General features: G+C 58.5%; 29 protein-coding genes. 16 read left to right on the top strand and 13 right to left on the bottom strand.

Annotated elements, in window-relative coordinates; all coding sequences use genetic code 11:
* Positions 1-141: 141 nt before the first annotated feature.
* Both HU765_RS14915 and HU765_RS14910 read right to left on the bottom strand, forming a co-directional pair.
* Positions 142-471, bottom strand: coding sequence for a hypothetical protein (locus HU765_RS14915; RefSeq protein ID WP_186621414.1), 330 nt, complete (start codon positions 469-471; stop codon positions 142-144).
* Between the two features lie 542 nt (positions 472-1,013).
* Positions 1,014-2,957, bottom strand: a complete 1,944-nt coding sequence (locus tag HU765_RS14910; protein ID WP_186621412.1) for a DNA topoisomerase III — start codon at positions 2,955-2,957, stop codon at positions 1,014-1,016.
* A gap of 187 nt (positions 2,958-3,144) precedes the next feature.
* Between HU765_RS14910 and HU765_RS14905 the strand changes: the two genes are divergently transcribed.
* Positions 3,145-3,513, top strand: coding sequence for a DUF427 domain-containing protein (locus HU765_RS14905; RefSeq protein WP_186621410.1), 369 nt, complete (start codon positions 3,145-3,147; stop codon positions 3,511-3,513).
* A 61-nt stretch (positions 3,514-3,574) separates the two neighbouring features.
* Here the strand turns inward: HU765_RS14905 and HU765_RS14900 are convergent, their stop codons facing one another.
* The 4 genes from HU765_RS14900 to HU765_RS14885 all read right to left on the bottom strand — a co-directional run bounded on the left by HU765_RS14900 (position 3,575) and on the right by HU765_RS14885 (position 8,918).
* Positions 3,575-4,576, bottom strand: coding sequence for a hypothetical protein (locus tag HU765_RS14900; protein ID WP_186621408.1), 1,002 nt, complete (start codon positions 4,574-4,576; stop codon positions 3,575-3,577).
* A 91-nt stretch (positions 4,577-4,667) separates the two neighbouring features.
* Positions 4,668-5,351, bottom strand: coding sequence for a hypothetical protein (locus HU765_RS14895; RefSeq protein ID WP_186621406.1), 684 nt, complete (start codon positions 5,349-5,351; stop codon positions 4,668-4,670).
* A gap of 147 nt (positions 5,352-5,498) precedes the next feature.
* Positions 5,499-7,121: an MFS transporter gene (locus HU765_RS14890; protein ID WP_186621404.1), complete on the bottom strand. Its 1,623-nt coding sequence runs from the start codon at positions 7,119-7,121 to the stop codon at positions 5,499-5,501.
* 132 nt (positions 7,122-7,253) lie between these two features.
* Positions 7,254-8,918, bottom strand: a complete 1,665-nt coding sequence (locus HU765_RS14885; RefSeq protein WP_186621402.1) for a GMC family oxidoreductase N-terminal domain-containing protein — start codon at positions 8,916-8,918, stop codon at positions 7,254-7,256.
* Between the two features lie 132 nt (positions 8,919-9,050).
* Between HU765_RS14885 and HU765_RS14880 the strand changes: the two genes are divergently transcribed.
* The 7 genes from HU765_RS14880 (at position 9,051) to HU765_RS14850 (ending at position 14,849) form a co-directional block, all read left to right on the top strand.
* Entirely contained in the window at positions 9,051-9,935 is an 885-nt protein-coding gene (locus HU765_RS14880) for a LysR family transcriptional regulator (RefSeq protein ID WP_186621400.1), read from the top strand.
* Between the two features lie 186 nt (positions 9,936-10,121).
* Complete coding sequence (locus HU765_RS14875; protein ID WP_186547828.1) at positions 10,122-10,469, top strand: metalloregulator ArsR/SmtB family transcription factor; 348 nt, start codon at positions 10,122-10,124, stop codon at positions 10,467-10,469.
* Between the two features lie 26 nt (positions 10,470-10,495).
* Positions 10,496-10,966 carry an arsenate reductase ArsC gene (locus tag HU765_RS14870; protein ID WP_186621398.1) on the top strand — a complete coding sequence of 157 codons (471 nt, stop codon included), beginning with the start codon at positions 10,496-10,498 and terminating at the stop codon, positions 10,964-10,966.
* A gap of 9 nt (positions 10,967-10,975) precedes the next feature.
* Entirely contained in the window at positions 10,976-11,674 is a 699-nt protein-coding gene (arsH, locus tag HU765_RS14865) for an arsenical resistance protein ArsH (RefSeq protein WP_186621396.1), read from the top strand.
* 485 nt (positions 11,675-12,159) lie between these two features.
* A complete protein-coding gene (locus HU765_RS14860) occupies positions 12,160-12,519 on the top strand; it encodes a DUF6124 family protein (RefSeq protein ID WP_186621394.1) in 360 nt (119 codons plus the stop codon).
* Positions 12,520-12,654: 135 nt separating this feature from the next.
* The gene (locus HU765_RS14855) at positions 12,655-14,196 is read left to right on the top strand and encodes a DUF2235 domain-containing protein (RefSeq protein ID WP_186621392.1); all 1,542 of its coding nucleotides are present in this window, start codon (positions 12,655-12,657) and stop codon (positions 14,194-14,196) included.
* The gene (locus HU765_RS14850; protein WP_186547817.1) at positions 14,196-14,849 is read left to right on the top strand and encodes a DUF2931 family protein; all 654 of its coding nucleotides are present in this window, start codon (positions 14,196-14,198) and stop codon (positions 14,847-14,849) included. Before HU765_RS14855 ends, HU765_RS14850 begins: the two co-directional genes overlap by 1 nt.
* A gap of 72 nt (positions 14,850-14,921) precedes the next feature.
* Here the strand turns inward: HU765_RS14850 and HU765_RS14845 are convergent, their stop codons facing one another.
* The gene (locus HU765_RS14845) at positions 14,922-15,335 is read right to left on the bottom strand and encodes a PaaI family thioesterase (RefSeq protein WP_186621390.1); all 414 of its coding nucleotides are present in this window, start codon (positions 15,333-15,335) and stop codon (positions 14,922-14,924) included.
* 166 nt (positions 15,336-15,501) lie between these two features.
* Here HU765_RS14845 and HU765_RS14840 point away from each other — a divergent pair, with 166 nt between their 5' ends.
* Positions 15,502-15,969, top strand: coding sequence for a GNAT family N-acetyltransferase (locus tag HU765_RS14840; protein ID WP_186621387.1), 468 nt, complete (start codon positions 15,502-15,504; stop codon positions 15,967-15,969).
* A gap of 53 nt (positions 15,970-16,022) precedes the next feature.
* On the opposite strand, the gene HU765_RS14835 is transcribed toward HU765_RS14840, so the two are convergent.
* Positions 16,023-16,916, bottom strand: coding sequence for a LysR family transcriptional regulator (locus HU765_RS14835; RefSeq protein WP_186621385.1), 894 nt, complete (start codon positions 16,914-16,916; stop codon positions 16,023-16,025).
* Between the two features lie 94 nt (positions 16,917-17,010).
* Between HU765_RS14835 and HU765_RS14830 the strand changes: the two genes are divergently transcribed.
* Complete coding sequence (locus HU765_RS14830; protein ID WP_186621384.1) at positions 17,011-18,177, top strand: MFS transporter; 1,167 nt, start codon at positions 17,011-17,013, stop codon at positions 18,175-18,177.
* 43 nt (positions 18,178-18,220) lie between these two features.
* On the opposite strand, the gene HU765_RS14825 is transcribed toward HU765_RS14830, so the two are convergent.
* Genes HU765_RS14825 through HU765_RS14815 form a run of 3 tightly spaced genes read right to left on the bottom strand, consistent with a single transcriptional unit; the run spans position 18,221 to position 20,901 of the window.
* Positions 18,221-19,324 carry a DNA alkylation repair protein gene (locus HU765_RS14825; RefSeq protein WP_186621383.1) on the bottom strand — a complete coding sequence of 368 codons (1,104 nt, stop codon included), beginning with the start codon at positions 19,322-19,324 and terminating at the stop codon, positions 18,221-18,223.
* 2 nt (positions 19,325-19,326) lie between these two features.
* Positions 19,327-19,932, bottom strand: coding sequence for a glutathione S-transferase (locus HU765_RS14820; RefSeq protein WP_186621382.1), 606 nt, complete (start codon positions 19,930-19,932; stop codon positions 19,327-19,329).
* A gap of 60 nt (positions 19,933-19,992) precedes the next feature.
* A complete protein-coding gene (locus HU765_RS14815; protein ID WP_186621381.1) occupies positions 19,993-20,901 on the bottom strand; it encodes a MurR/RpiR family transcriptional regulator in 909 nt (302 codons plus the stop codon).
* Positions 20,902-21,304: 403 nt separating this feature from the next.
* Between HU765_RS14815 and HU765_RS14810 the strand changes: the two genes are divergently transcribed.
* The 3 genes from HU765_RS14810 (at position 21,305) to HU765_RS14800 (ending at position 23,858) form a co-directional block, all read left to right on the top strand.
* Positions 21,305-21,709: a TraR/DksA family transcriptional regulator gene (locus HU765_RS14810; protein WP_016775095.1), complete on the top strand. Its 405-nt coding sequence runs from the start codon at positions 21,305-21,307 to the stop codon at positions 21,707-21,709.
* 225 nt (positions 21,710-21,934) lie between these two features.
* Positions 21,935-23,539, top strand: coding sequence for a methyl-accepting chemotaxis protein (locus HU765_RS14805; protein WP_186621420.1), 1,605 nt, complete (start codon positions 21,935-21,937; stop codon positions 23,537-23,539).
* A 115-nt stretch (positions 23,540-23,654) separates the two neighbouring features.
* Positions 23,655-23,858: a hypothetical protein gene (locus HU765_RS14800; protein ID WP_186547799.1), complete on the top strand. Its 204-nt coding sequence runs from the start codon at positions 23,655-23,657 to the stop codon at positions 23,856-23,858.
* A 5-nt stretch (positions 23,859-23,863) separates the two neighbouring features.
* On the opposite strand, the gene HU765_RS14795 is transcribed toward HU765_RS14800, so the two are convergent.
* Complete coding sequence (locus HU765_RS14795; protein ID WP_186621380.1) at positions 23,864-24,103, bottom strand: DUF2789 family protein; 240 nt, start codon at positions 24,101-24,103, stop codon at positions 23,864-23,866.
* Between the two features lie 44 nt (positions 24,104-24,147).
* Positions 24,148-24,369, bottom strand: coding sequence for a hypothetical protein (locus HU765_RS14790; RefSeq protein WP_238344709.1), 222 nt, complete (start codon positions 24,367-24,369; stop codon positions 24,148-24,150).
* A gap of 475 nt (positions 24,370-24,844) precedes the next feature.
* Here HU765_RS14790 and HU765_RS14785 point away from each other — a divergent pair, with 475 nt between their 5' ends.
* From HU765_RS14785 to HU765_RS14775, 3 genes are all read left to right on the top strand, one after another.
* Positions 24,845-25,294 (top strand): hypothetical protein, encoded by a 450-nt coding sequence (locus HU765_RS14785; protein WP_186621378.1) that lies wholly within the window; start codon positions 24,845-24,847, stop codon positions 25,292-25,294.
* Complete coding sequence (locus HU765_RS14780) at positions 25,291-25,488, top strand: hypothetical protein (RefSeq protein WP_186547793.1); 198 nt, start codon at positions 25,291-25,293, stop codon at positions 25,486-25,488. Before HU765_RS14785 ends, HU765_RS14780 begins: the two co-directional genes overlap by 4 nt.
* 124 nt (positions 25,489-25,612) lie before the next feature.
* Positions 25,613-26,629 carry an ABC transporter substrate-binding protein gene (locus tag HU765_RS14775; RefSeq protein WP_186621376.1) on the top strand — a complete coding sequence of 339 codons (1,017 nt, stop codon included), beginning with the start codon at positions 25,613-25,615 and terminating at the stop codon, positions 26,627-26,629.
* Positions 26,630-26,716 lie beyond the last annotated feature (87 nt).

The raw sequence follows: 26,716 nt of genomic DNA, 5'->3' as shown, positions 1-26,716 counted from the left end.
GGTGTGTCAGTTATATAGCCATGTCTGAATAACCGCTATCGCGAGCAGGCTCACTCCTACAGAGAGATGCGCTGGACTCTGGATGTAAAAAGGGCCTGCTCCTAATCGGAAACAGGCCCTTTTCATTATCGAAGCTACAACTCAATAAAACCGATCTATCACCCGAACTTCATTGTTGTTCTGCATCGAGCCCCACGCCTGTTTCAGCGTTTGCAGCACATTACCGATGAAGTCCTTGTCGGCCGCAGCCTTCTTGCCGACATAACCGTGGCCGCGGCGGTACATCTTCAGGCGGGCCAGCAGGTTCTGGTTGTTGCGGTCGAATTCTTCTTCGCCAGCGTGGGGCGACAGGCAGTCGATATGTACCTGGCCCGACTTGCTGATCCAAAGAATATGGCTGTCGTGGCTGTCTTTCTGCGCAGCGAACATACGAGCCAGTTCTTCGACGGTAGGTTGATTGTTCAGATTCATTGTTATGCCCCTTGACCAGTCTGGTGATCTTTCAAAGTTGATTCGCTAATACAGGTAGCCCATCGGTTAGTTGATCCCTGGCACCGAAACCAGGACGTCAGCGTTCGCCCGTTTGAAGAACGGGGTCGTGCATCTGTTGCATGTAGTCGTGTTGAATAACTGCTACGCAATAGCGTCACAACGAGGAGAAGCAGCGAAAACCGGGAGGCTCCTTGACGACATATCCAGTGTCGACCACAAGCGTCTTGAGAATTTTCGCCAGCGCTTCTCGTCCTTGTACTGGACGTTCAGGCCAGGTCAGCTTCTTCAATCTGCCTTGTGGGCAGCGTGTATCCGGAAAAAACAACTCGGCGGTCAGACGAGTTTGCTCAAGCGTGTTACCAGCGCTCCCGATCGGGGAACGTCTTCATCATGCAAAAGCAAAACGACGCCGTCAACGGTTTTGTAGTGATTATTTTCAGGCACTACATATTGTCCGACAAAGCTGTTTTGGAATGAGAAAAAATCTGTTTCGCCACCGGGAAGCGGGAACCGCGAGGGATTTATCGGGTCGCCGGTCGGGCCGCGCGTTTACGCGTGGCGGGGGTTTTGCCTGCCGTAGACTTGCGCTTTTTTTTCCATGGCGCTGCGGCCTTGCCGGCGGGAGGCGGGCCGCTGATGGTCAGGCTCAGGCCAGAGCAGCGGGTGACTTGCTTGCTCATCCACGCGGCCTGTTTGGTGACGAACTCTTCCAGACTCATCTCACCGCTCTGCACCATGTCCAGCGCCTGCTCCCAGATCGCCGTGGTGCCGGGATCGGCAATGGCGCGGGGCACCGCATCGATCAGGCTGAAAGCGGCGGGCGTCGCCGCCAGTGCCTTGCCGTTTTTTAGAAGATAACCACGGTCGAGCAAGCCCTGGATGATCGATGCGCGAGTGGCCTCGGTGCCGATGCCGGTGGTGTCCTTGAGTTTCTGTTTGAGCAGCGGATCTTCGACCAGCCTGGCGACGTTCTTCATCGCCTTGATCAGGTCGCCCTCGGTGTAGGGCTTGGGCGGTTGCGTCCATAGATCCTTGAGATTGACCTTTTCAACCGCGCATTCGACGCCTTGGCTCAAGGCTGGCAAGGTTTGCGGCGCCGTTGCTTCGCGGCCCTTGGCCGGTGCCAGGGCTTCGGGGAGTGCGCGCTTCCAGCCCGGTTCGATGATCTGCTTGCCCACAGCGCGCAGCGCCTGCCCGTTGCAATCGAAATCAGCCTGAGTGCGATCGAATTCGTGGTTGGGCAGGAACTGCGCCAGATAGCGCGCGCGAATCAATGTATAGACCGCACGGTGCTTGCCGGTCAGGCGTTCAAGGTTTTTCGCCGCGGCAGTGGGGATGATACCGTGGTGAGCGCTGACCTTGGCGTCGTTCCAGGCACGCGAGCGACGCTGCGGTTCAAGATACCCCTGCAAGGCTTCAAGGCCCGGATCAGCCTGACGCAGCGCCGCGAGAATTGCCGGAGCCTCGCTGTGCTGACTCAGCGGCAGAAAGCCGCAATCACTGCGCGGGTAGGTGATGACTTTGTAGGTTTCGTAGAGGGCCTGGGCGATGTCGAGGGTTTCCTGGGCGCCGAGGCCGAGTTTCTTCGAGCAGACTTCCTGCAACGTGCCGAGGTCGAAGGGCAGCGGCGCCACTTCGCGCAAGCGCTCGGTTTTCAGCTTGACCACCCGTGCGCTGTCAGCGCTTTTCATGGCCGCCGCGGCCTGTTGAGCCAACGCCTGATTCAGGCAGCGATCCTGATCATCACAAACATCCGCCGGCGCTTGCCACTGCGCGGTAAAGCGCGTGCCGTTGTGCGACAACTCCACATCGATCGCCCAGAACGGCACCGGTACGAAATCGGCGATGCTGCGATCGCGATCGACCACCAGCCGCAGGGTAGGCGTCTGCACCCGGCCCACTGGCAACACGCCTTGATAGCCGGACTGGCGGCCAAGCAAGGTGAACAGGCGACTCATGTTCATGCCGATCAGCCAGTCCGCCCGCGAACGCCCCAGCGCCGAGTGATACAGGCTGAACGTTTCGGCGCCCGGTTTCAGCGCGGCCAGGGCCTTGCGAATCGACGCCTCATCCAGCGCCGACAGCCACAAGCGGCGGATCGGTCCGCGATAACGGCAGTGTTCGACCAGCTCCCGGGCGATCATCTCGCCCTCACGGTCGGCGTCGGTGGCGATGATCAGTTCGCTGGCCTCGCCGAGCAGGCGCTTGACCGCTTTGTACTGACTGGCGGTGCGCGGCTTGACGGTCATTTTCCACTTGTCCGGAATGATCGGCAGGTCCGCCAGCACCCAGCGTTTGTAGCGTGCGTCATAGGCATCCGGCGGCGCGGTTTCGAGCAAGTGGCCGATGCACCAGGTTACTGTGACGTCCGTTCCCAGCCAGCAGCCATCGCCCCGGCGTCTCGCGCCGAGCACGGCCGCAATGTCTTTGGCCTGGGAGGGTTTTTCACAGAGGTACAGCCGCATGGCCACCATCGTCAATCGTTGTCCGGGGAGGGCACAGAATGGCCGGACTTGGCGTTGGGGGCAACTTTTATCTGTATGGATATACAGCGACGGCCGCGGTGAGCCGTTCGGCTGTAAACCCAACCAGACGCCGAGGCATCAGCTATACCTGAATCGGTCTCTTCGCCGTATTCAGGAGAACCCCCCGATGAAAAGCGCCGGACTCAACCCTGTCATCAGCCTCGAACAACTCACTGGTTGCCTGCTGGTAAAATTCCATGGCATCCAGATTGCCGCATCCGCCCACGTGCTGATTCTCAACGAAGCCAATTATCCACCGGTTTATTACGTCCCCCGCGAAGACATCGAGGAAAAGTACTTCGCCCGCACGGATCACACCAGCTATTGCCCGTACAAGGGCGACGCCAATTATTTCACGCTACAAGTGCCGGGACATGAAGCCGCGAATGCGGTGTGGACGTATGAACACCCGAAAGTGTCAGTCGCCGCGATCCGTGACTACGTGGCGTTCTATCCGGATCAGGTCGAGTTTAAGGTGATCGTGCCTGAAGACTGAGTCCACGTCCGGCGAATTAACACTCGCGTGGGGCTGTGTCTGCTAGGGTTACAGCCCGCATTCAGTCAAGCCGAATAAGGTAATGCTGAAAGATGGAATATTTCTTTTTCAGCAATGCACCAAAAAATACAGAAACGTCCCGGCCGTCCAGTTTCTGCAGATACTTCAACGCATTGGAAGTGTTCTGAAAGTTCGTGGTTCGGGACAGAAATGCCGAGCTGAGCGATTCCGAAACATCAGAGGCCTTTATGTTGAGGCCTTGCGTAGCAGGATCGAATGCCTCCTCTATCCAGCTCAATTGCGTCTCTTTGAGTCTTTCAAACGAGACAGGGCGGGAGATCCTGCTGAATTCCTTGTCGGGGATTTGGCTTTGACTGCTCAGTGTTTCCACAAAAGAAGTGAACGAGCGTGCTTCACCAACGTTTTCCGGGTCCGAATGAAAAACAATACTCGGCGTAGCACTGTTGTCGTAGCTGTAGCGGTGACGGTAAGTGGCCACGAGGCGATGAGGAATAATCGTTAACAACCCATGAAAGTGTAAGGCTTGGAAACGCTGCGATTGGCTATTGCCGGCCTCCGTATACACGTCATCACGGTAGTGCCATATTTCATGTCGCTTCAAATCCAGGGCTTTTTCGAGTCGGTTTTCCAGTTCGTACTCGGACAGGAAAGTCGGGCATACGTAGGCGGCCGTGGATCGCAGCGAAAGCCAATACAAGGCATTGTGTTGCAGAGGTTCATCAGTACCCGTGTGTTTGCGAAGATCAAAGGCGAAGGCGCCTGGGTTGCTATTCACCGGGATAGCGTTGCGCGAAGAAATGATTTTGCTGGTGGAACTGCCGGGGTGAAAGCTTGAGGTTTTAGCCTGTATGTAAAAGGGCTGAACGCTGGTTGCGACGGCATCGTAGCCACCGAGGTTACGTTCTTGTCTTTGCGTAACCTGCCGAATCTTGGCCCTGCCACCATTCCCGTCCGGAAGATCACGCAGCATTCGATCTATCAGGGTCAGCAATTCGGCTTCAGCGAATTTGGCTTTTGAAATCACGGATTCTTCCTTGGACATTGAAACAGTTCTATGGATTGAAATGGCAAACGCGGGCTGCCTGCCTGGCTAGTCGGATTCACTGTCCCTACGATGAGCCCAAAGCTTTCAATCACGAACTCAACAAGAGCAACGCCACCATCGGGTAGTACCTGCCATCGTGGCTATGCGTCTTCTGCGCATGGCTCGGAGCGACCCAGGCAATCGCAGCACAGGAGATGTCCAGAAGCATTTTCCGGAACATCCGGATCTGCGCTACATCTGCTGGCTTGCCTGCTGAGTACGGAGCGATGAATACGGCGCCCAGCCTCGGCTCGTCGTAATGGACCCGATTGGCATCCCGGATGGCCCACGCGCATTTTTCGTTGATTTGCGTCCTGGCACGCTCCGGGTTATCGATGGGGACGTAGGAGACCTTTGCCTCGATGCTCCAACCGTGAGTTTCGTTGGCAATATACAGATCGTTGCGCCCGATGGAGGAGTACGACTCTGTCCCCTCGTTTGCAATTTTGCGAACCTGATATTCCTCGATGGCTGTCCAGTCAGCCTTCCAGGCAGCACCCGCAAGAATGCTGACGTTAGCCTGTTCGTTGTACCAGTAAGGCAAATCATCGGCGTCCCATACATCGATGTAGCGCTGGACGCAATTAATCCAGCTGAGGAGAACTGGCCTTAGACCTTCTAGCGGTGCGGAGGGAATCCCGACATGTTGGTCTGTTGCCGAGAGGTGATTTTCTGACGAAAATTGTTCGTTTTCTTGGGTAGGGCTGACAGTGGATCGTGGCGCATCGGTCATGTCCTGTTCCTTAGGATTAGGGGCTAGCCACCCGGTGGACGCTTGCCCGGGATGCGATGGTATTGAAGTGCCACTAATCTGTCGATGGTAATAATGCAGGCAGCAGAAAGCCGCTCGGGTGCCCCCGAGACGGCTCGGTTAATGTACTCAGTTCTTGTCCAGATCGATATTCTTCGTCTCACGCAAACAGATCATCCCCACCACCAGGCTCACCCCCGTAATCAGCACCGGGTACCACAACCCATAGAAGATATCGCCGGTGTACACAACCAAGGCAAACGACACGGTCGGCAGGAACCCGCCGAACCAGCCATTGCCGATGTGATACGGCAGCGACATCGAGGTGTAGCGGATGCGGGTCGGGAACAGTTCGACCATCAGTGCCGCGAGCGGGCCGTAGCACATGGCCGAAATGATGATCAGCGCGACGATGAGGGCGACGATCATCGGTTTGTTGATCTGCTGCATGTCAGCTTGTTGTGGATAGCCGGCCAAGGTGATCGCGCCGCGCAGTGTCGCCTCATCGAAACCGTCCAGTTTCACGTCGCCGACACTCACTTGCACGCCGCTACCCGCAGGCGCAGCGACGCTGGAGTAGGGCAGGCCTTGCTTGACCAGGAAGGTTTTGACCTTGTCGCACGGACTGTCGAATTTGGCTTTGCCCACCGGGTCGAACTGGAAGGTGCAGGTGGCCGGGTCCGCCAGCACGGTGATGGGTGCCTGGCGGCTGGCCAGGTCGATCGCCGGGTTGGCGTAGTGGGCCAGGGATTTGAAGATCGGAAAGTACAGCACGGTTGCCAGCAGCAGGCCGAGCATCAGCACCGGTTTACGCCCGACCTTGTCCGACAGCCAGCCGAAAAAGATGAAGAACGGCGCACCGATCACCACGCTGACGATCAGCAGACTATTGGCCACCGCCGGGTCCATTTTCAGGAATTGGGTGAGGAAGAACAGCACGTAGAATTGCGCCGCGTAAAAGGTCACCGCTTGCCCGGCGTTGATACTGAACAGGGCGATCAGCACGACCTTGAGGTTTTCCCATTTGCCGAAGGATTCACGGATCGGCGCCTTCGAGGTTTTGCCTTCTTCCTTCATTTTCAGGTAGGCCGGCGACTCGTGCAGGCTCAGGCGAATCCAGGTGGAAATGCCCAGCAGCACAATCGACAGCAGGAACGGAATGCGCCAGCCCCAGACTTCAAACTGATCGCCGGTGAAGTAGCGGCAACCGAGCACCACCAGCAGCGACAGCAATAGGCCGAGGGTGGCGGTAGATTGAATCCAGCTGGTGTGGAAACCGCGTTTGCCGATCGGCGCGTGCTCGGCCACGTAGGTCGCAGCGCCACCGTATTCGCCGCCGAGGGCCAGGCCCTGGAGCATGCGCAGCACCACCAGAATGATGGGCGCGGCGATGCCGATGCTGGCGTAAGTCGGTAGCAGGCCGACGCAGAACGTCGCCACGCCCATCAGAATGATCGTCGCGAGAAACGTGTATTTGCGCCCGATCATGTCGCCCAGCCGGCCGAACACCAGCGCGCCGAATGGCCGCACGATAAAACCTGCGGCGAAGGCCATCAGCGCAAAGATGAACGCCGTGGTGTCGTTGACCCCGGCGAAGAACTGCTTGCTGATCACCGCCGCGAGGGCGCCGTAGAGGAAGAAGTCATACCACTCGAACACCGTCCCGAGTGATGAAGCGAAGATGACTTTCTGCGTCGCGTTGCTGGTCTCGGCGCTGCCTGCAGCGTCCAGCGGCTGAGCGTGTTCTGACATGTCGGTATCCCTCACAGTGATTGTTTTTGTTGTTCCACTGGTGTTGCGTGTCCGGGTGATGCGATGCCTTGAACGGGATGCAAATCTTTGTAGGAGCGAGCTTGCTCGCGAAGGCGTCCTGTCAGTCAATGTCTATGTTGAATGATCTACCGTTTTCGCGAGCAAGCTCGCTCCCACAGGTACAGTGTTTACAGCATTAGGTTTGAAGATCAGTTGTGCCGCCTTCTCGGCAATCATCAGCGTAGGCGAACACGTGTTGCCCGAGGTGATGGTGGGCATGATCGACGCATCGGCAATGCGCAAACCGGGCACACCATGAACGCGCAGTTGCGCGTCGACCACCGCGTCACCGTCATTGCCCATGCGACAAGTGCCGACCGGATGAAAAATCGTCGTGCCGATTTTTGCCGCCGCTTCCTGCAATTGTGCGTCGCTTTGCAGGCTGTCACCCGGCAGATACTCGACCGGTTTGAACGGTTGCAGGGCTGGGGCGCTGACGATGCGGCGAGTCAGGCGAATCGCATCGGCCGCTACGCGCAAGTCTTCGGGGTGGCTGAGGTAGTTGGGTTGAATCAGCGGCGCGTCTTGAGGACTTGCCGAACGGATTTCAATGCGCCCGCGACTCTTCGGCCGCAGGTCGCACACTGACGCGGTGAACGCCGGAAAGCTGTGCAGCGGCTCGCCAAAGCGCTCCAGTGACAGCGGCTGCACGTGATATTGCAGGTTCGCCGATGACTGCTCCGGCCCGGAGCGGGCAAACGCGCCCAACTGACTTGGCGCCATCGACAGCGGCCCGCTGCGGTCGTACAGATAACGCAGGCCCATGCCCATTTTGCCCCACACGCTGCCGGAAATCTGGTTCAACGTACGCGCGTTTTCCAGCTGGTAGATCAGGCGCAGTTGCAAGTGATCCTGCAGGTTGCTGCCCACCCCCGGTAACTCATGGATTACGCCGATGCCGAGGCGATCGAGCAGCGGCCGGGGGCCAATCCCCGAGCGTTGCAAAATGCTCGGCGAGCCGACGGAACCGGCGCACAGGACAATCTCCTTGCGCGCCTTGAACTGCTTGATCTGGCCTTCGTGACGAGCGCTGACTTTCGAAGCACGGCCGTTCTCCAACAGGACACGATCAACCTCAACCCCCGTCAGCACGGTCAGGTTCGACCGGCTACGCACGGGTTTCAAAAATGCCTTCGCCGCATTCCAGCGCACCCCAGCCTTCTGATTGACCTGAAAGTAGCCGCAGCCTTCGTTGTCGCCCTGATTGAAGTCATCGATGCTGGCAATACCGCTTTGTTCGGCAGCGCTGCGAAACGCATCGAGAATCGGCCACGACAGGCGCTGTTGTTCCACGCGCCACTCGCCGTTGGCGCCGTGAAACTCAGCGGCGCCGGCAAAGTGATTTTCGCTCTGTTTGAACAGCGGCAGCACGTCCTTCCAGGCCCAGCCCGGATTGCCCGCAGCGGCCCAACCGTCGTAGTCGCTGGCCTGGCCGCGCATGTAGATCATGCCGTTGATCGATGAGCAGCCGCCGAGCACCTTGCCGCGTGGATAGCTCAAGGCGCGACCATTGAGGCCCTGTTGTTCTTCGGTTTTGAAGCACCAGTCGGTGCGTGGATTACCGATGCAGAACAGGTAACCCACCGGGATGTGGATCCACGCATAGTTGTCGCGCCCGCCGGCTTCGAGCAGCAACACGCGATGCCGTGCATCTGCGGACAGCCGATTGGCCAGCAAACAGCCGGCGGGGCCGGCGCCGACTACGATGTAGTCGTAATCATCGAGGGACGTCTGCATGCCCTGACCTCGTTTTTGTTTTTATTGTCGGACACTCTAGTTGTTAGCTTTCGTCAAAAGAATGTTAGTTTTTGCGCAGCCGCTGTGCGTTTTCAAACAGCGCTCCCAGACGATAGCCGAAAAGGACACGCCATGTTCGACTGGAACGACCTGAGGTTTTTTCTCGAACTGCAACGCAGCGGTCGCTTGCTGACGGCAGCGCGTCGCCTCAACACCACGCACGCCACCGTCGCCCGGCATATCGAGGCCATCGAAAAAAGCCTTGGCACCGCACTGTTCGTCCAGCATGCGCAAGGCTATGAAATGACCCCGGCGGGGGAGGCGCTGCTCAAACATGCCGAAGCGATGGAAAACGTCGCGTTGCTGGCGCAGGAAGAGATCACCCAGTCGACGGCGCCACTGGGCAAGATTCGCGTCGGCGTGACTGAAGGGCTGGGCATCAAGTTCCTTGCCAGCCGCATGATCGGCCTGTTCGAGCGTTACCCTGGGCTGGAGGTGGAACTGGTCGCCGTGCCGCGGTTTGTCAGCATCCTTAACCGCGAAGCGGAGATCAGCATCCACCTCGAACGACCATCCGCTGACATGCTGGTCACGCGCAAACTCACCGACTATCGCCTGGCGCTGTACGCCAGTCGGGCCTATCTCGATCAGGCGCCGCCGCTGCAAAGCCGCGAAGATCTCGCGCGGCATGCATGGATCGGTTATGTGGATGATCTGCTGTTCAGTCAGGAGCTGATGTTCCTCAACAGTTTCTGCCGCAGCCCGCGCGTGGTGTTTCACAGCACCAGCGTCATCGCCCAGCAGGAAGCGGCGCGCTCGGGATTGGGGATCGCAGTATTGCCGTGCTACATGGCCGCGTCCGACCCGGATCTGGTGCCTTTGCTGCCGGATGAGAGCATCGAGCGCAGTTACTGGATCAGCACGCGGCGCGAACTGCACAAGTCGGTGCGGCTGCGGGTGGTCTGGGATTATGTGGTGGGACTGTGCGAAGCGGAGCAGGGCCTGTTACGCGGTTGACCGGATACACCCAAATCCCCCCTGTAGGAGTGAGCCTGCTCGCGATAGCGTTGTATCTGTCACGTAAATATTGACTGATACACCGCTATCGCGAGCAGGCTCACTCCTACAGGGGATCGCATTTCAGGTTGATTAATATATGGATATCCGTATATTCGCTTTCCCGCATATTGCGAGCCGATCCCCATGATCACCCCCACCGAAGTCTTCAAAAGCCTCGCCGACGAAACCCGCGTCCGCGCGATTCTGCTGATCGCCGAGCAAGGCGAACTGTGCGTCTGCGAGCTGATGTGTGCACTCGACGACAGCCAGCCGAAAATCAGCCGCCACCTCGCGCTGTTGCGCAGCAACGGTTTGCTGCTCGACCGCCGTCAGGGCCAGTGGGTCTATTACCGGCTCAACCCGCAGCTGCCGGCGTGGATCGGCGAGATCCTGCGGGTGACATCAAAGGCCAACGGTGATTGGCTCAAGGACAATGCCGCGCGCCTGCAACACATGGATGGCCGTCCCGTGCGCGAACGCGCCTGTTGCTGAATCTTTAACTTTTACGGAGCGCATCGATGCGAGTTCTGTTCATGTGCACGGCCAACAGCTGCCGCAGCATTCTTTCCGAAGCCATGTTCAATCACCTGGCGCCCGCCGGGTTCACCGCGGTGAGTGCCGGCAGTTTTCCTAAAGGCCAAGTCCTGCCGCGCAGTTTGTTGACGCTGCAAAAGAACGGCATCGCCATCGACGGTCTGCACAGCAAAGGCAACGACGCCTTCGAAAACAATCCGCCGGATATCGTCATCACCGTCTGCGATAAAGCGGCTGGCGAGACTTGCCCGGTGTACTTCGGCCCGGCCCTGAAAGCGCACTGGGGCCTCGAAGATCCGTCTGATGTCATCGGTGACGAAGCCGCAATCGAGGCGGCATTCCACGCCACCCTGATGCGCATCGGCCAACGCTGCCAGGCCTTCCTCGATCTGCCTTTTCACTCGCTCAGCCGCGAACAACTGAAGGTCGAACTCGACCGCATCGGCACGCTTTAAGGAGGCCCCATGTCAGACGCTTTGCCCAACCTCGACGCAACCCTGTTTGACGCGACCAAGCCATCGGCACCGGGCGAACACAAACCGCGCATCCTGCTGCTGTACGGCTCGACTCGCGAACGCTCGTTCAGCCGTTTGCTGGTCGAGGAGAGCGCCCGCCTGCTTGAGCACTTCGGCGCCGAAACCCGTATCTTCAACCCGTCCGGTCTGCCCCTGCCCGATGACGCTCCCGTCGACCACCCGAAAGTCCAGGAACTGCGCAATCTGGTGCTGTGGTCGGAGGGGCAGGTGTGGTGCTCGCCAGAACGCCACGGCGCCATGTCGGCGGTGTTCAAGGCGCAGATCGATTGGGTCCCGCTGGAACTCGGCGCCGTGCGCCCGACCCAGGGCAAAACCCTCGCGGTGATGCAAGTCTGCGGCGGCTCGCAGTCGTTCAACGTGGTCAACCAGCTGCGCGTGCTGGGCCGCTGGATGCGCATGTTCACCATCCCCAACCAGTCCTCGGTGCCCAAGGCCTACATGGAGTTCGACGAAGCGGGGCGGATGAAGCCGTCGCCGTTCTATGACCGTGTGGTGGATGTGATGGAGGAACTGGTGAAGTTCACCGTGTTGCTGCGAGGGCAACAGGCGCATCTGGTAGATCGCTATTCCGAGCGCAAGGAAAGTGCCGAGCAGTTGATGGCGCGGGTCAATCAGCGGTCGATTTGACTGCCAGACCTGTGGGAGCGAGCCTGCTCACGAAGACGCCAGTCCTGACACCAGCAATCTTAAGCCAGCCCGCGATCCCCTGTGGGAGCGGGCTTGCTCGCGAATGCGTCAGCCCATTCACTGCCAGATAAACAGAAAACACCCATCATGTTTAAACAGCGCGCCAGTAATCAGCAACGGGCTACAGCGCCTTGCGCCGTTGCCTACGACTAAGCCAGAATCCGCCGGCTTGTGCGTCTGGCACGCCCTCCGTAACTTGGTTCCCGTCACTGCCATCAGTGATGGGGTCTGCAAGCCCGCCGGAAAATCAGACGCATAGCCCTGCCATAGGACGCTCGTTCGTGTCCGCTTAATGGCGGCTCTGTGCGGGAGACCTTCGGGTCTGCCGGGTTCCTGATTTCCCGGTCTTGCAGACCCGCACATAGCTGCCACCCATTATCTGCAAGTGATGGGGGTCGCTTCATATGAAGAATCAGGAGCTCACCATGTTCAAAGTCACACCCAACCCGCCACAAACAGATCCGGCATCCCCCTACGAATCCCTCGATTCAAAAAAACTTCACGAAGCCGCCGAGCGCGCCCTCGACCATCACCTCGGCCCCGCCGACATCCTCGCCAGCACCAGCGCCCCGGAACCGATGTTCCTCGCCAACCCGCAATACGACACCGAATCACTGCTCGCCAACGCCAGTGAATCACTCGGCTCGGCCACCACCATGCTCTACGACTTCGCCGCGCTGCTCGACAACCCGCGCCGCAAAACCCTGCTGGGCATCGCCCAGGTCGTGATGCTTGGCGAAATCGCCGTGAATCAGGCACTGGATAACGTCGAAATCGCCAAATAACCGCCAACGCGACGAGGGCGAACCCTCGTCGTAACCCACGCCGCTGCCACGGCTGGCACACAGCCACGGCTTGCACCGCCCGGCCCCGGCTGTCACCCTTCGCGCCGTTCAAGGATCAGAACAAGGAATCAAGGATTGAGTGGTTACGTTCCAAACCCGCCGAAAAACTACCGCTACGAAGAAGCCAAACCCGTCGATATTCATGCCCAGCGTTGGGCGGAGTATGAGAAACATGGGAAAGAGCCCGCGCGCGCGCCTGAGAAAATTGGCATCGCGCTGAGGATTGGGGTGTTCTTTGATGGGACGGGCAATAATGCGAATAACTCGGCTGCGGGGTTGTTGTGTGGTGCGCAGCATCCGATTGCACCGCAGGATATTCCTGCGAGTTGCCAGCCTTATATGAGTGACCCGGACAGTAGCTATGGAGCGGGCCCGACGAATATTAGAAAACTGAGTGAGCTCTATGATGCCCCGGAGAGGGCCGAAGGTGAGGGCCTCCGAAAGCAAGCTGCCCGTATGATTTATGTGGATGGTATTGGCACTCGCGCGGGGGAGAAAGATAGTCCCTTCGGAGGTGGCACGGGACGAGGTGATACCGGAGTTGCAAGTCGGGTCCAGTCTTCGTTTGAATCGATTGGATTACGTATTAAAGAGCTCTTGGAGGATAACCCGGGTAGCGAAGTGACTTCGCTGACCTTTGACAGCTTTGGATTCAGCCGGGGTGCAGCCGCCGCTCGCCACTTTGCCAATCAGGTAGTGCGTGGCAAACAAGGCCCCTTGGGTGAAGTGCTACGGAGTCATTCTGAAGCGTTCAGCAGGACTTTCAACGATCAATACGATGGCGACATCAGAATGGGGTTTATCGGGTTATTCGATACAGTTCCGTCAATCGCTGGTTGGTCCAATCTCGGCAATGTGAAAAGTCCAATTGCAACGGGCATCAAACTCTATCTGGTTCGTCGTTTTTTTACCGACGTCGTCCATTTGGTTGCTCGCGATGAGTGCCGAGGCAATTTTGCCCTAAACCGCGTGAAGCCAGCTCATCTAGAGATTACTCTGCCGGGCGTTCACTCCGATATAGGCGGTAGTTACCTCGACGAAGCTCAGGAATGTGTGCTTGTCAGTCCTATGCAAGCATTGGAAGTCTCACTGCATACTGATGTTCTCTCCACGTCTATTTACCGCGATGCGGTGTTAGTAAGAAATCGATGGCTAGCAAACGGCTGGCCTGCTGAGATGCTGGAAATCGTAACGCCTCCTGCACTGGTGATGCCGAGAAGCCCGCAAGACCGGATGAGCCCACGTGTCAAACATGTGTATGCCGCTGTACAGCTCAAACGCCCGGTTAGTGGCATGCTGTCCCGAATCTATCTGCGCGTGATGCATAAAATGGCAAAAGATAAAGGCGTTCGTTTTAATGACATTTCAGACACGCCTGATCTGGCACTTCCGGCAGAGCTTCAGGCTTTGTGTGATCGATTTGTTGCCGGTGACTACAGCACCACGCCAGAAGAGGAGCACATGCTCAAACTCAAATACATTCATGTTTCTGCAAACTGGAACCATCCGCTAGGCAGGAGAGATGGAGGCGGTGTGAAAGCGGTGTACATCAATGCGCCCACACCTGACGGCATACGCGTGCAACATCCACACGTACCCGATTGGACACTTTTCTGATGAGACTACTTCCAAGTCTGCTCTGTGCGATCTTCATGACTGGCTGTCACGCCGATCCACTTTCCACAAGAAATGATCCTAGATCTCCATGGTGGGAGCTGGCGTTCACCGAACCTGATTACATGAAGGTTTGGGTAGAAGATACCGCCGTAGAAGACGTCAAGGGCGACACGTTCTTACGCACCGGCGGTGGATCCGCTTCAGGGGGCCAACCCGAAGACGGCACAGACTCCGCCCGCGGTTGGCACGGTGTTGGAAGCACCGGAAAGGCAGTTGTTGGCGCGGATCTTCCCAAACGGATCTATGTCCGGTGGCAGTCCATTGTTGAACCGCAGACGTATAAGGTCTGGGTGGATATTCCCGAAGAAGCCAGGCAACTCATGCTTGAGTCTGTAAACCAGCGCTGCGTGAAAACACCCGAACAAAAGGGGCGTTATAACGCGTCTATTTACTTGGGTTTGGCGCCAGGTGGTGTCGTCCAAGTCTGGGTCAGAGACTCGTGCCACCATCCCGTCAAAGTCGCGAGAGCACAGGCAGAGATCGAACCGCTAGGGCCTAGCCAAGGTAAGAATCAAGGGCGCTACGCGTATCCCGTAAGCGAAAAGTCCAAGCGCTATATCGAGAAATTCGGTATCCCCTACGGAAGTTGGTAGCCCTCTGCAGCAGGGAAATGATTCTGACATCGTCGTGCTCATCAATCACAACCACCTTGACGGACAAGCCTTTCAACTCACGGGCACAGCAAACACCGCACTGGCGCGCGCAACTGTTCGCTCGCCGACATGCAAACTGACGGCGGCAAACGCCAGTTGACGTCCTTTCCTGGAGAACTCAAGACGCACCACCAGCCACTCATCGATTTGTACTGCGCCAAGATAATCGAGCGTCATGCTCGCCGTGATCAATGGCTGCGGAGGGTCGCTGGAAAAGGCCATGGCGTAGCCCATGCCGACATCCGCTAATGTCGCCAGTACACCGCCATGCAAGGTGCCCCGGCCATTGGCATGTCGTGAGTCGGTGAGCAATCCCAGCTCCAATTGCAATCCATGGCCCTTCGCGTAAATCGGGCCAAGCAAATCAAGCAACGGACTGGAGCGGGTAAACGGAGCGAAACCCTCAGGAATTGCCGTAGTGTTCATGATCGTCCCCTATGCTGGCGATTAGCTGATTTCATTGACTGGAATACGTCGATTCAACATGGGTTTATGGGTAGTCGTGCACTGACGCAAGCGCTATACGTATGGGGAATTGGTAGCGATAAGTCATGTGCCCTGAATGGGCGGCGCGCACGCAAGGAGCTACGTGATGGACGTTCAGATTCGAAACGCAACGAATGCGGATGCGCCGGCTATCAGTAGAACGATCGTTGACGCGCTGCGTGAATCAAATGCCCAGGACTATTCATCCGACATCATCGATCAACTGGTTCAAGATTTTTCACCAGCAGCGGTCCTCCATCGGATGACCGGGCGTCACGTGCTGGTGGCTGTTATCGACAGTCGTATCGTTGCCACGGCCAGTCTCGATGACAACGTTGTTCGAAGCGTGTTTGTCGACCCGCTCTATCAAGGAAGGGGGATTGGAAGGCGTTTGATGCAGAGGATTCAATCAATCGCCTTGGGCTGGGGGCTAGAACACGTCTGCGTTCCCTCTTCAATCACGGCAGAAGGCTTCTATGCTTCGCTTGGCTTTAAAAAGATCCGCGACGAATTCCATCAATCGGAACGTACGATCGTCATGGCGAAGACTTTGAAACGGTGTGGCGACGCTTGAATGATGATTGCTATAAGCGCCTACCCGTGACGTCGGCTCGTGGCCATCACCGCTTACATCCGGTGATGTTCCAGCAAGAAATCCACGAACAACCGCACCCGCGCTGGCATTGCCAAGCCACCCACGAACACCGCGTGAATCGGCTCCTGGTCGCCGGGGTTGCAGTCTTCGAGCAGCGGTATCAAGTCGCCGCGCTGCAAATCCTCTCTCACGCTGAACTCGCCAATGCGCGCAATGCCGGCACCGGCTCTGGCAAATTGGGCCAGTGCTTCACCACTGGAGCATTCGATGTTGCCATTGACCTTCAGCGAGAATTCTTTTCCGTCGCGGACAAACGGCCAGTCGGGTTCGGCGCGCCGGAAATTGAAGCGCAGGCAGTTGTGCTGGAGCAGGTCCTCCGGTTCGTTTGGGGTGCCGTGCCGCCGCAGATAGTCGGGCGACGCCACCACGATTTGACCGGTATGGCCGATCCGGCGTGCGGTTAGGGGGCTGTCGGGCAGGTGACCAAAGCGCACCGCCACGTCCGCCTGACCAGCGAGGATGTCGACCACTTCGTCACCGAGGCTGAGGTCAACGACGATGTTCGGGTAGCGCGCGCTGAAGTCGGCGACCAGCGGAACGATCGCCAGCCGCCCATGGCCAAGTGCGGCGCTGACCCGCAACCGGCCCTTGGGCACGCCCTGATCGGCGATGGCTTCTTCGACCTCGTCCATGTCGGCCAGAATGCGCCGCGCGCCGCGCAGGAACGCCTCGCCCTCGGCGGTGAAAGTGATCGCTCGGGTGGTGCGTAACAACAAGCGCGTGCCGAGACGCTGTTCGGCGCGGGCAATGATCCGGCTGACCGCCGAGGGTGTCAGCCCCAATGCACGCGCAGCAGCCGACAGGCTGCCTTCCCTGGCCACGGTGACGAATACGCTCATTTCACCTGACCTGCCGTTGAAGTCCATTTGTGCCCCTTGCGCAAAGGTGATTGCCAAAATCGCTATCTACCGCCTGAAAACGATGGATCGTAGCATTGGCGGCATAGATGAGGAGATTTCCATGCGTATCAATCCACCCCTTGTTGCACTCGCCATCGGTGCCTTTGGCATCGGCGTGACCGAGTTTGCGCCCATGGGCATGTTGCCCGGCATCGCTGCCGATCTCGGCGTTTCCATTCCTGCTGCGGGTCTGTTGGTCAGTGCTTACGCCTTGGGCGTACTGCTCGGCGCGCCGCTGATGACGCTGACCACCGGCAGGATTCCCCGGCGCTACCTGCTGATCGGACTCATGGCGATTTTCACCCTGGGCAATCTGATGTCAGCCCTGGCGACCGATTACTACAGCCTCATGATCGCCAGGGTGGTGACTTCACTGAACCACGGTGCGTTCTTTGGCGTTGGCTCCATTGTCGCCGCCAGTGTGGTCGCGCCAGAGAAACGTGCCGGCGCCGTCGCGGCGATGTTCATGGGCCTGACCCTGGCGACCATTGGCGGTGTACCGCTGGCCGCCTGGTTTGGCGAGCTGTTCGGTTGGCGCACGGCATTTTGGGGGATTACCGGCCTCGGCGTGTTGACCATGGCTGCCTTGTGGTTCGCCCTGCCCAACTTGAAGGCACCACAAAGTGTGGGTGCGCTGGCGGAAATTCGCGTACTGGGCCGAGGGCCGGTGCTGGCAGCGCTGGCCCTGACCGTCGTCGGATCAAGTGCCATGTTTACCGTCTTCACTTACATCGCACCGATTCTCAGCAGCGAGACCCACGCTTCCACCGCTTACGTCACCGCCATGCTGGTGCTGTTCGGTGTGGGGTTGACGCTGGGCAACATGTGGGGCGGCAAGGCTGCCGACCGCTCGATCGATCGCACCCTGATCGTCTCGCTGAGTGCGCTGATTCTGGTCTTGCTGGCGTTTACGCTCCTGATGCGCTGGCCGCTGCCAGCCGCTGTTGCCATCCTGATCTGGGGTATCGCCAGCTTCGCCCTGGTGCCGCCGCTGCAGATGCGAGTGATGGACGCTGCCAAGGACGCGCCCAATCTCGCCTCTGCGGTGAATATCGGTGCCTTCAACTTTGGCAACGCGATCGGTGCGGCGCTGGGCGGAGCGGTGATCAACGCCGGGTTGGGTTATCCGTCAATTTCCCTGGCCGGCGCGGCGATGGCCGCTCTGGGCCTGCTGATGGTATTGGCTTTTGCCTGGCGCTCCAGAACACGCACTGCGGCAGTGGCGTGACGACGAGGGGAGTGGGGGCAACCTTCACTCCTCCTGATAGGCCTCAGGTCAGAACGCTGAATGCGGCGTTAGCCAATACCTCCCCATTCACCATCACCTGCACAGCATGTCGCCCGGCAAAATGCTTGCGCGTCGTAAAGTCCTTGATCTGCTGACTGCGCTTCACGCGTTCCTCGCCATACCCCAGCAACGCCAACGTCTTCAACTTGAACACCTTCCTCGAAACACTGCCATTCGACTTTACATAGTCAATCGCATAATCAATCACCAACTTCTGCTCATGTGCCACCGTCGACTTGACCGTGAACGATAAAGTAATTGTCTCGCCCAGCCGAACTGCAGTCGGCGTGACCGTCAAATCCAGCAACTGAACTTCGGCCTTCGCCCCCGCGCCAATGATCGTCAGCGCCCGCAGGTCGCCCTGCTTGATCAAACTGCGCAACGCATGCCTGGCGATCCAGGCCGTGTGCCTGTTCTCCAGCGACCACCCTTCAACCGCATTCAGCACCCACTCCGGGTGTACCTTGGTTATGTCATTCAAATGATTCGCCACGGACTTGCGCACATACAAACTCTCATCCGCTTTCAGTCGATCCAGTATCCCGGCGGCCAATTGCGGATTCGCCTGCACCGTCTCCAGTCGAAACGACCATGGCAGGCGAGGGCGGCTGCCTTCGCTGGCGAGGCGGCGGACGTGGTGGTTTTCGTCTCGGGTCCAGTCGTGCATCAATTCCAGCGAGCGTTCAAGGTCCGTGCGCAGAAAGTGGCGGATGGCGAATTCAGAGGAGCCGAAGGTGGTGAAGTACTTCAGGGCTTGCATGGACGTTTCGAACGCATGCCCGCCGTAGCTGGCGACGTAGTGCGGCAGGCACATGCTGACGAATCCGCTGTTCAGCCGTGGCGCGAGTGCGCGTAATACATCGAGGGAATCTTCGTAATTCAGCGGCAGCACGGCGTGCAGGCTTTCGGCGACGCGGGCCATGCGTTGCATTACCGATAGCTCGGCCAGGCCGTGACTGGCATGCTTGAGGAACGCCTCGGTTTTAAACGCCGGGTAGACGGCGGCCGTCTCGGTAGCGATGTGCTGCAGACGTTCGGCGTTGAAAATCTCTTTTAACGCCGGGGCGGCGGTGTCGGTGGTGCTCATGCTCAGTTCATCGGCGTGCTGATGAACGCGCCGGTGCCTTCAGCGTAAGCGGTGTAATGGGCGATACGCGGATAGCGCGTGGCATCGATCTGATCTGGCACGACCAGTGCGGTGAAGCTCCACGCGACCGCCAGGCTGATGCCGTCCTGGGCGAGCGAGCCATCCTCGGGCAAGGCACTGTGCTCAAGTTCTTTTTCCAGTGCAGTAAATGCGGCGGCGAGTTGGCCTTCAACGCGCTCAACCCAAGGTTGATATTGAATGTCGGCCGGACGCAGGTTGCGTTCGTAGTAGAGCTGCACGGATTTTTCGCACGCGGCGAGGCTCAGGCCGATCAGGCGCAAGGCTTGCGCGCGCCGGGTCAATTCAGTCGGCAACAGGCTCCTGCCGCAAGCACTTTCGAGGTAGTCGAGGATGAGGGTGGAATCCATCAACACGAGGCCGTCGTCGAGGACCAACGTTGGCGCTTTGACCACCGGGTTGATCTGCTGGAATTGCTCAAAATGCCGGAACACCGAGACCGACTCGTGTTCCAGGTCGATGCCCAGGCATTTGGCTGAGATGGCCACGCGGCGCACGTAAGGGGAGTCGAGCATGCCGATCAGTTTCATGACGCGTTCCTTCAAGTCGAATCGGTGGGACACATAACCTAGCCGAGCCGGCGGCAATTGTCAGTCATCGAATCCAGCCTGTTCGTGAATCTCATCGACATTCAGTCCCAACCGATACGCCACCGCGACAAACAATGCCTGACACAGGCACAGCGTCGCGCTCAGTGAACGAAAGGCGAGGGCGCTGCCTTCGTTGACCAGCAGCACGCTGTCGGCCAGTTTTGCCAGCGGCGAGAGCGCGCTGTCGGTGAGTATCAGCGTGTTGGCCTGTTGCTGACGGGCGAAGCGCAGGCAGTGCCGGGTTTCCTTGGCGTAAGGTACGAAACTGATGGCGATGACCAGGTCATTGGCGCGTACGCTGCGCATTTGCTCCCGATAGCTGCCGCCGAGGCCCGAAACCAGGTGGATGCGTTTCTCGGTGTGTTGCAGGTTGTAAACGAGGTAGTCGGCCACGGCGAAGGAGCGACGCACGCCAATCACATAAATGTTCTCGGCGTGGGTGATGAGGTTGACGGCTTTTTCGAAGGCGCTGTCGTCGAGTTCGCGGCCCAGGCGCTCGATGCCTGAGCGAGTGGCATCAATGCACTCGCGGGCGAGGTCGCCGTCGCTGGCCTTTTGTGTCTGGTTGGCGATCATGCTGCGAATGCGCTGCTGGTAGTTTTGCACCGGCGAGGCTTTGTTGGTGTAGGCACTGCGAAACAGCGACTGCATTTCGCTGAAGCCGCTGAAACCGAAGCGTTGCGAGAATCGCACGATGGCGGACGGATGGACTTCGCACTCGCGCGCGATGTCGCTGATGCGGTCAACCATGATCCGGTCGCTCTGCTGGCTCATATAGCTGGCGACGCGTTTGAGTTGACGCGGGAGGGCTTCATATTCGTCGCTGATCAGTTGCAGCAAGCGCTCGGCATTGATCGGGGGGCTGGCGAGCGAAACCTCGTCGGTGGCCGACAGATCGGGGCGGGGCATAAGGCATCCTTCAGGCTGATTGATCGCACGTTGGGCCTGATAGTAGTGGGGCTGTGCGGGGTCTGCTGTGCTGAAACGATGCACCGACCGCGGAAAATTTCGCGCTCAGGCGCGGCGCAGTTAGCCGTTTGTCTTCTATATAACGCCGCTGGACTGAATTTCTTGCTATAAACGCACTCCGATGACCGCTGCGACGCTCGTGTCAGAGCAGTTTCCGGGCTGTGTCGGACAAATTCCCGTATTTAGAGTTGCTGAGGCCTCAATCGGGCCTTAGACTGCCGCCCCTTCGTAAATTGAGTGCCGGGTGGCGTTTGCAATAAACGATGCCTTTTCGTCGACCGGACACGGATCGCCGAAACGCTCCCTAATTCGCCTTAATGCACGTTTTTTTATAGAGATATCAATGACAAAGGACAAGTTGCTGGCTATGCCGGCAGATGACTACATGAATGCAGAGCAACACGCTTTCTTCACTGAGCTGTTGCAGAACATGAAAGTCGAAACCCACGAGCGCATTGAGCAAAATCGTATCGCCATCGAAAGCCTGGACACCCCGGCTGACCCGGCGGACGCGGCTTCGGTTGAAGAAGAGCGCACCTGGCTGGTCAACGCGATCGATCGCGACCAGCGCATGCTGCCGCAACTGGAACAAGCCCTTGAGCGCATCAAGGACGACAGCTTTGGCTGGTGTGACGACAGCGGCGAGGCCATCGGCCTGAAGCGCCTGCTGATCAGCCCGACCACCAAATACTGCATCGAAGCTCAAGAGCGTCACGAGCAGATCGACAAGCACCAGCGTCAGGCCTGATTCTGTGCGGTAGTTCCTGAATAGGGACTACCCCGAAAAGATCGCAGCCGTCGGCAGCCCCACATGGGTTGCCGGCGGCTGCGATCTTTGCTTTTGCTCGTCTGCAGCAATCCTGCGCCGTTCCATTGACCTGCCACAGCCCCACGACTAACGGACCATGGATAATGGCGTTGTAGTGGCGTTTAATGCAGTCACAACAATGAGAACAAGCGTGGGGTGATGAAGATGACGAGAGACGGATCTCTGGTTGCGGCTCTGCCTGCACCAGTGCTTTTGCCGAAAAACCGCTGGATCGCTCCGACCTTGCAAAGCATCGCCCTGATGCTGTTGCTGGCCGCCACGACGCTGGCTGATTGGTCGTTGTACGTCGGCATGCCGTTGGCGATGCTGATTGTCTGGCTGCCGCGCTTGCGTTCCCGCGCCACCCCCGAGGCCGCGCCTGTCGATACCGGCAGTGCCATCGCCGAGCTGACCCGAGACCTTTCCTGCACCACCAGCCATAACGCGCTGTCGGCGGCCGGTGTCGCATTTTCGGTCAAGGCGCTGGCGAGCAAGCTGCAATCGCAACTTGATGCGGCGGCACGGATCGTCAGTAACGCCGAGGTGATGATTGCCACCGAGCACGCGACGTCGCAGCTCAGCCGCGAAGCCCTGGAGGCGGCCAGCGAGGCGCATCAGAGCAGCGCGGCGGGGCGCAACGAACTGATTGATTCGATTTCGCGCATGCATCAGCTCAGCCAGCGTGCCAATGCCAGCCGCGAACTGATCGAGGCGTTGAGCGTGCGCAGTGACGATATCCAGCGAGTGACCCTGGTGATTCAATCGATCGCCAGCCAGACCAATCTGCTGGCCTTGAACGCGGCGATAGAAGCGGCGCGGGCCGGCGAGCATGGTCGTGGTTTTGCGGTGGTGGCGGATGAAGTGCGCGGGTTGGCGGCGCGCACGGCGTCGGCGACGGGTGAGGTGGGTGAAATGGTCGCTGACATCCAGCAGCGCACTGCGCAGGTGGTCGAGCAGATTCGCCAGTTGTCGAGCGATTTGCACACCGGCGTCGAACAGGTCGAGCGCACCGGCCAGCACTTGGAGAATATCGCTCGCCTGGCGGCCGGGGTGGAAGGGCAAGTCGGCGAGATCGCCCGTGGCGCACAAACCAATCGCGAGCAGCTCGACAGTTTATTCAAGGCCGTCGAGCAGATGCGCAGTGATCTGGCGATCAGCGATCAACAGACCCGACGCCTGGCCGAGGCGGCGGTGCAAATGGAAGGCCAGGCCGAAACCATCAGCGAGCGCCTCGCCGAAGTGGGGCTGGACGACTATCACCAGCGCGTCTACGACCTGGCCCGCGAAGGTGCGAGTCAGATTGCGGCGCGGTTCGAAGCGGATGTCGAGCAGGGCCGAATCAGCCTGGACGATCTTTTCGATCGCAACTATCAGCTGATTCCCGGTACGGAGCCGGCCAAGTTCCAGACCCGCTTCGACCGTTACACTGATCAGGTTTTGCCTGCGATTCAGGAACCATTGCTGCGGCGCCATGAAGGGCTGGTGTTTGCGATTGCCTGCACGCAGCAAGGGTATGTGCCTACGCATAACCAGGTTTTCAGCCAGCCATTGAGCGGGGATGCGTCCGTCGACACGGTGAACAATCGCACCAAGCGCAAATTTGCCGATCGCACCGGGATCCGCTGCGGCAGTCACCAGCAACCGGTGCTGTTGCAGACCTACACCCGCGATACGGGCGAGCTGATGCACGATCTGTCGGTACCGATCATGGTCAAGGGCAGGCATTGGGGTGGTTTGCGTCTGGGCTACAGGCCAGAGAACCCGCGCTAGGTGATTGTTACGGTTGACGCAATGAAGCTGTGCACGGCGGTTGCTGTTTCCGTCTCGGGGAAACCATTAATCTGCCCGCTTAGTTAGGTAGCTAATTATTTTCTCGGAGGCCGGCGTGCAGTGCAGGGTTGATGTTGCAGTGATGATTGGCAGCGGCGTGCCCGCTGGCCTGCGTGCGAGGGGACAAAGCGTCTGCTGGGTGGTGTTGCTCAACGGCGAGCGTCGCGGGACCGCGTTCGCCAGCCGGGGTGAAGCAGAAGAATGCAGGGCCGCCTGGCTCGAGCAACTGAACATCGAGTCGGGCGACCGCTTGCACTGAGCGTACTATTTGCCGCGGTGCAGGCGTACGTTCAGTTCATCAACAATGGGCGCTTCCTCGCCGTCGGCGAGTAACCATTCCTTTAGTAACTGCGCCTGTTGCGGTTCCCAAAAGTCCGCATCGATCAGTTTGGTGTCCGGCTCAAGTGGATGTGCTTCGACAAAGTCATTAATGGACGCCTCATCCGAAGGCAGGCCCAGTTGTTCGAATAGGGTGGTCAGATTCAGTTCTGCAGGCAGTTCCATCATGTACTCCTCGGTGGGCGCCGGTACGGCTTGTCGATACTTCTTTATCTGAGGCAAGCATCGCCATGGAGTTCGATTTTTGATTCAAGCCAGCGCGCGAGGGCACAGGCCTCGTTGTGGTTTTCGCGGAAACCTCTTACAAGCCCGGTAGACGTTTCCTTGATGTGAAAAAAAGCGTTGCCGGCGGGTACGACCCGAAAGCGCGGCGTTCGGTGGCTCCAGGTCGATGTTGGCGGGTTGTCCATGTCGGCCGCCTGCATGATCATCGAGGCAGTGACACGTTCGTCGGGCAACATGGCAAAGTGAGTCAGTGTGCACATATGAAGTCCTTTTCGTCAGTCGGCCGGCATTTACCGGTCGGTTCGGGTAGTCGTAATGAGGAACGCTGCTCTAAAATCGCCAATACTTGTTGACGACCGGGCTTATCTAAAGCAATTTTTCGCGAGGGATATGTCGGAAAAGTGCTTTTTTTCGTGAGAAATTTCCCTAAAGTTCGTAGTCAGCTTTGCTCTGGTCGCTCTTGAGGCTTTTTCCTTCAAGGTTTGTCGAACTACAGGGCGGGTTTCATGACTGACAATCCAGTAGTCTACGAACCTCGCGATCAATGAGCGCTCTGTTCACTTCGGGTATTTTTGAGTTATCTGGCAGTTCCATCGGCCTGGCCGTTTCTTTGCCGTGCGCGTTTTCCGTACGCGCTTTTTCAGATGTGGGGATGTTTCTTTGGCAGTCAGTAACCTCGATATGCATGCTTTGTTTGTGCTGGGTGATTTACGCGCAAAGCTGGTCAAGCAGTTTCAATCACGTTTTGTTTACATCACCGAGCAAAACGCAGAAGGCATTTACGTCGCCGAAATCGATACCGAGAGTGCCCTGGTGGTCGATGACAAACCGGGACTCAAGCTTAAAGTCGGCGATCATTTCAGCGCCTCGGTCCTGCCCAGTCGTGAAGGCGGCAAGCTGGACATTCGTTTCCGCGATATCAAACTGACGGTTTACGGCCTGGGCGACTACGCCTTCGTCACGACTGCTGAAGGCGAGGCGATCCTGTTCAAGGAAGGCCACAGTGTGGTGACCGTATTCGCCGCAAACGAACAGTTGCAGGAAGGCCTGACCAAAACCTTGAAGGCTGTCACCGCCAAGGCAGCCAAGTGGCGCAAGGGCGAGCTGATTACGTTCAAGGCCAGCGAGTGAACAGGGCGCAGTTTCATTCGCACAATCTCGACACGGCACGCCAGGAAGCCCGGCGTTTGCTGGCGGCCAAGGCTGAGCTGCAAGGGGCGTGGCTGAACTGGGTGGCTGCGCAGATCTATACATTGCGCCCGGCGGAGTACGCGAGCATGGTCAGACGCGAGCTGCAAATCCTGCAGGAAAATTCTGAATCGTAGCGTCACGCAGTGCATGTCCCTGAAAATGCAGGAACCTCGGCTACAGTGAGTTGACTGAGTACTCAGAGGCTTGCGGTCTGGCAGGCCATCCTGTCATTGCTGTGGACAGCACGAGGTGCAATGCATGAACGGAATTCGACGGTTATTGGCCGCCAGTGTGGCTGCATGGACATTGCTGGCTTCAACGCCAACGCTGATGGCCGCTCAGGCACCGATCCATTTTGCCGACCTGAATTGGGAAAGCGGCAGCCTGATCACCGATGTACTGCGCATCATCGTCGAAAAGGGCTACGGGTTGCCCACCGACACTTTGCCGGGCACCACCATCACCCTGGAAACCGCGCTGGCCAACAATGACATTCAGGTCATCGGCGAAGAGTGGGCCGGACGCAGCCCGGTGTGGATCAAGGCCGAGGCCGAGGGCAAGGTTGTCAGCCTGGGCGATATCGTGAAGGGCGCCACCGAGGGCTGGTGGGTGCCGGAGTACGTAATCAAGGGCGACCCGGCCAAGGGCATCAAGCCGCTGGCGCCGGAGCTGCGCAGTGTCAGTGACCTGAAACAATACAAGGACGTGTTCAGGGACCCGGAAAACCCGGGCAAGGGGCGCTTTCTCAACAGCCCGATCGGCTGGACCTCGGAGGTGGTCAACAAGCAGAAGCTGACGGCTTATGGCTTGCAGAACGATTTCACCAACTTTCGCAGCGGCTCGGGTGCCGCGCTCGATGCCGAGATCAGTTCATCGATTCGTCGGGGTAAACCGGTGTTGTTCTATTACTGGTCGCCGACGCCGTTGCTGGGGAAGTTCAAACTGGTGCAACTGCAAGAGCCGCCGTTTGATGCCGAGGCGTGGAAGACCCTGACGGATGCCGACAATCGCGATCCGAAACCGACGCGGTCGCTGGCGTCGAAGCTGTCGATCGGTGTTTCAACACCTTTTCAGAAGCAATACCCGCAAATAGCCGAATTCTTCAGCAAGGTCGATTTCCCGATCGAGCCGCTGAACAAGGCGCTGGCGCAGATGAGTGAGAAGCACACCTCGCCTCGGGATGCCGCGCTGGCGTTCATGAAGGAACATCCGCAGGTGTGGCAGGCATGGTTGCCCAAGGATGTGGCTGACAAGGTCGCGGCTGGTCTGAACTGACAGTGGTTCCGGCTGCATGATTGGCGTCGGTCGTGCAGCCGCCCGGCGATAGGAGGTGCAAGGCAGCGTACCGCCGACCGGTCGTGC

The organism is Pseudomonas sp. SWRI81, assembly GCF_014268545.1.
GTDB classification, from domain to species: Bacteria; Pseudomonadota; Gammaproteobacteria; order Pseudomonadales; family Pseudomonadaceae; genus Aquipseudomonas; species Aquipseudomonas hamedanensis.
Note: the sequence above shows the minus strand (reverse complement) of the source record. Positions and strands in the feature narration are given on the sequence as shown.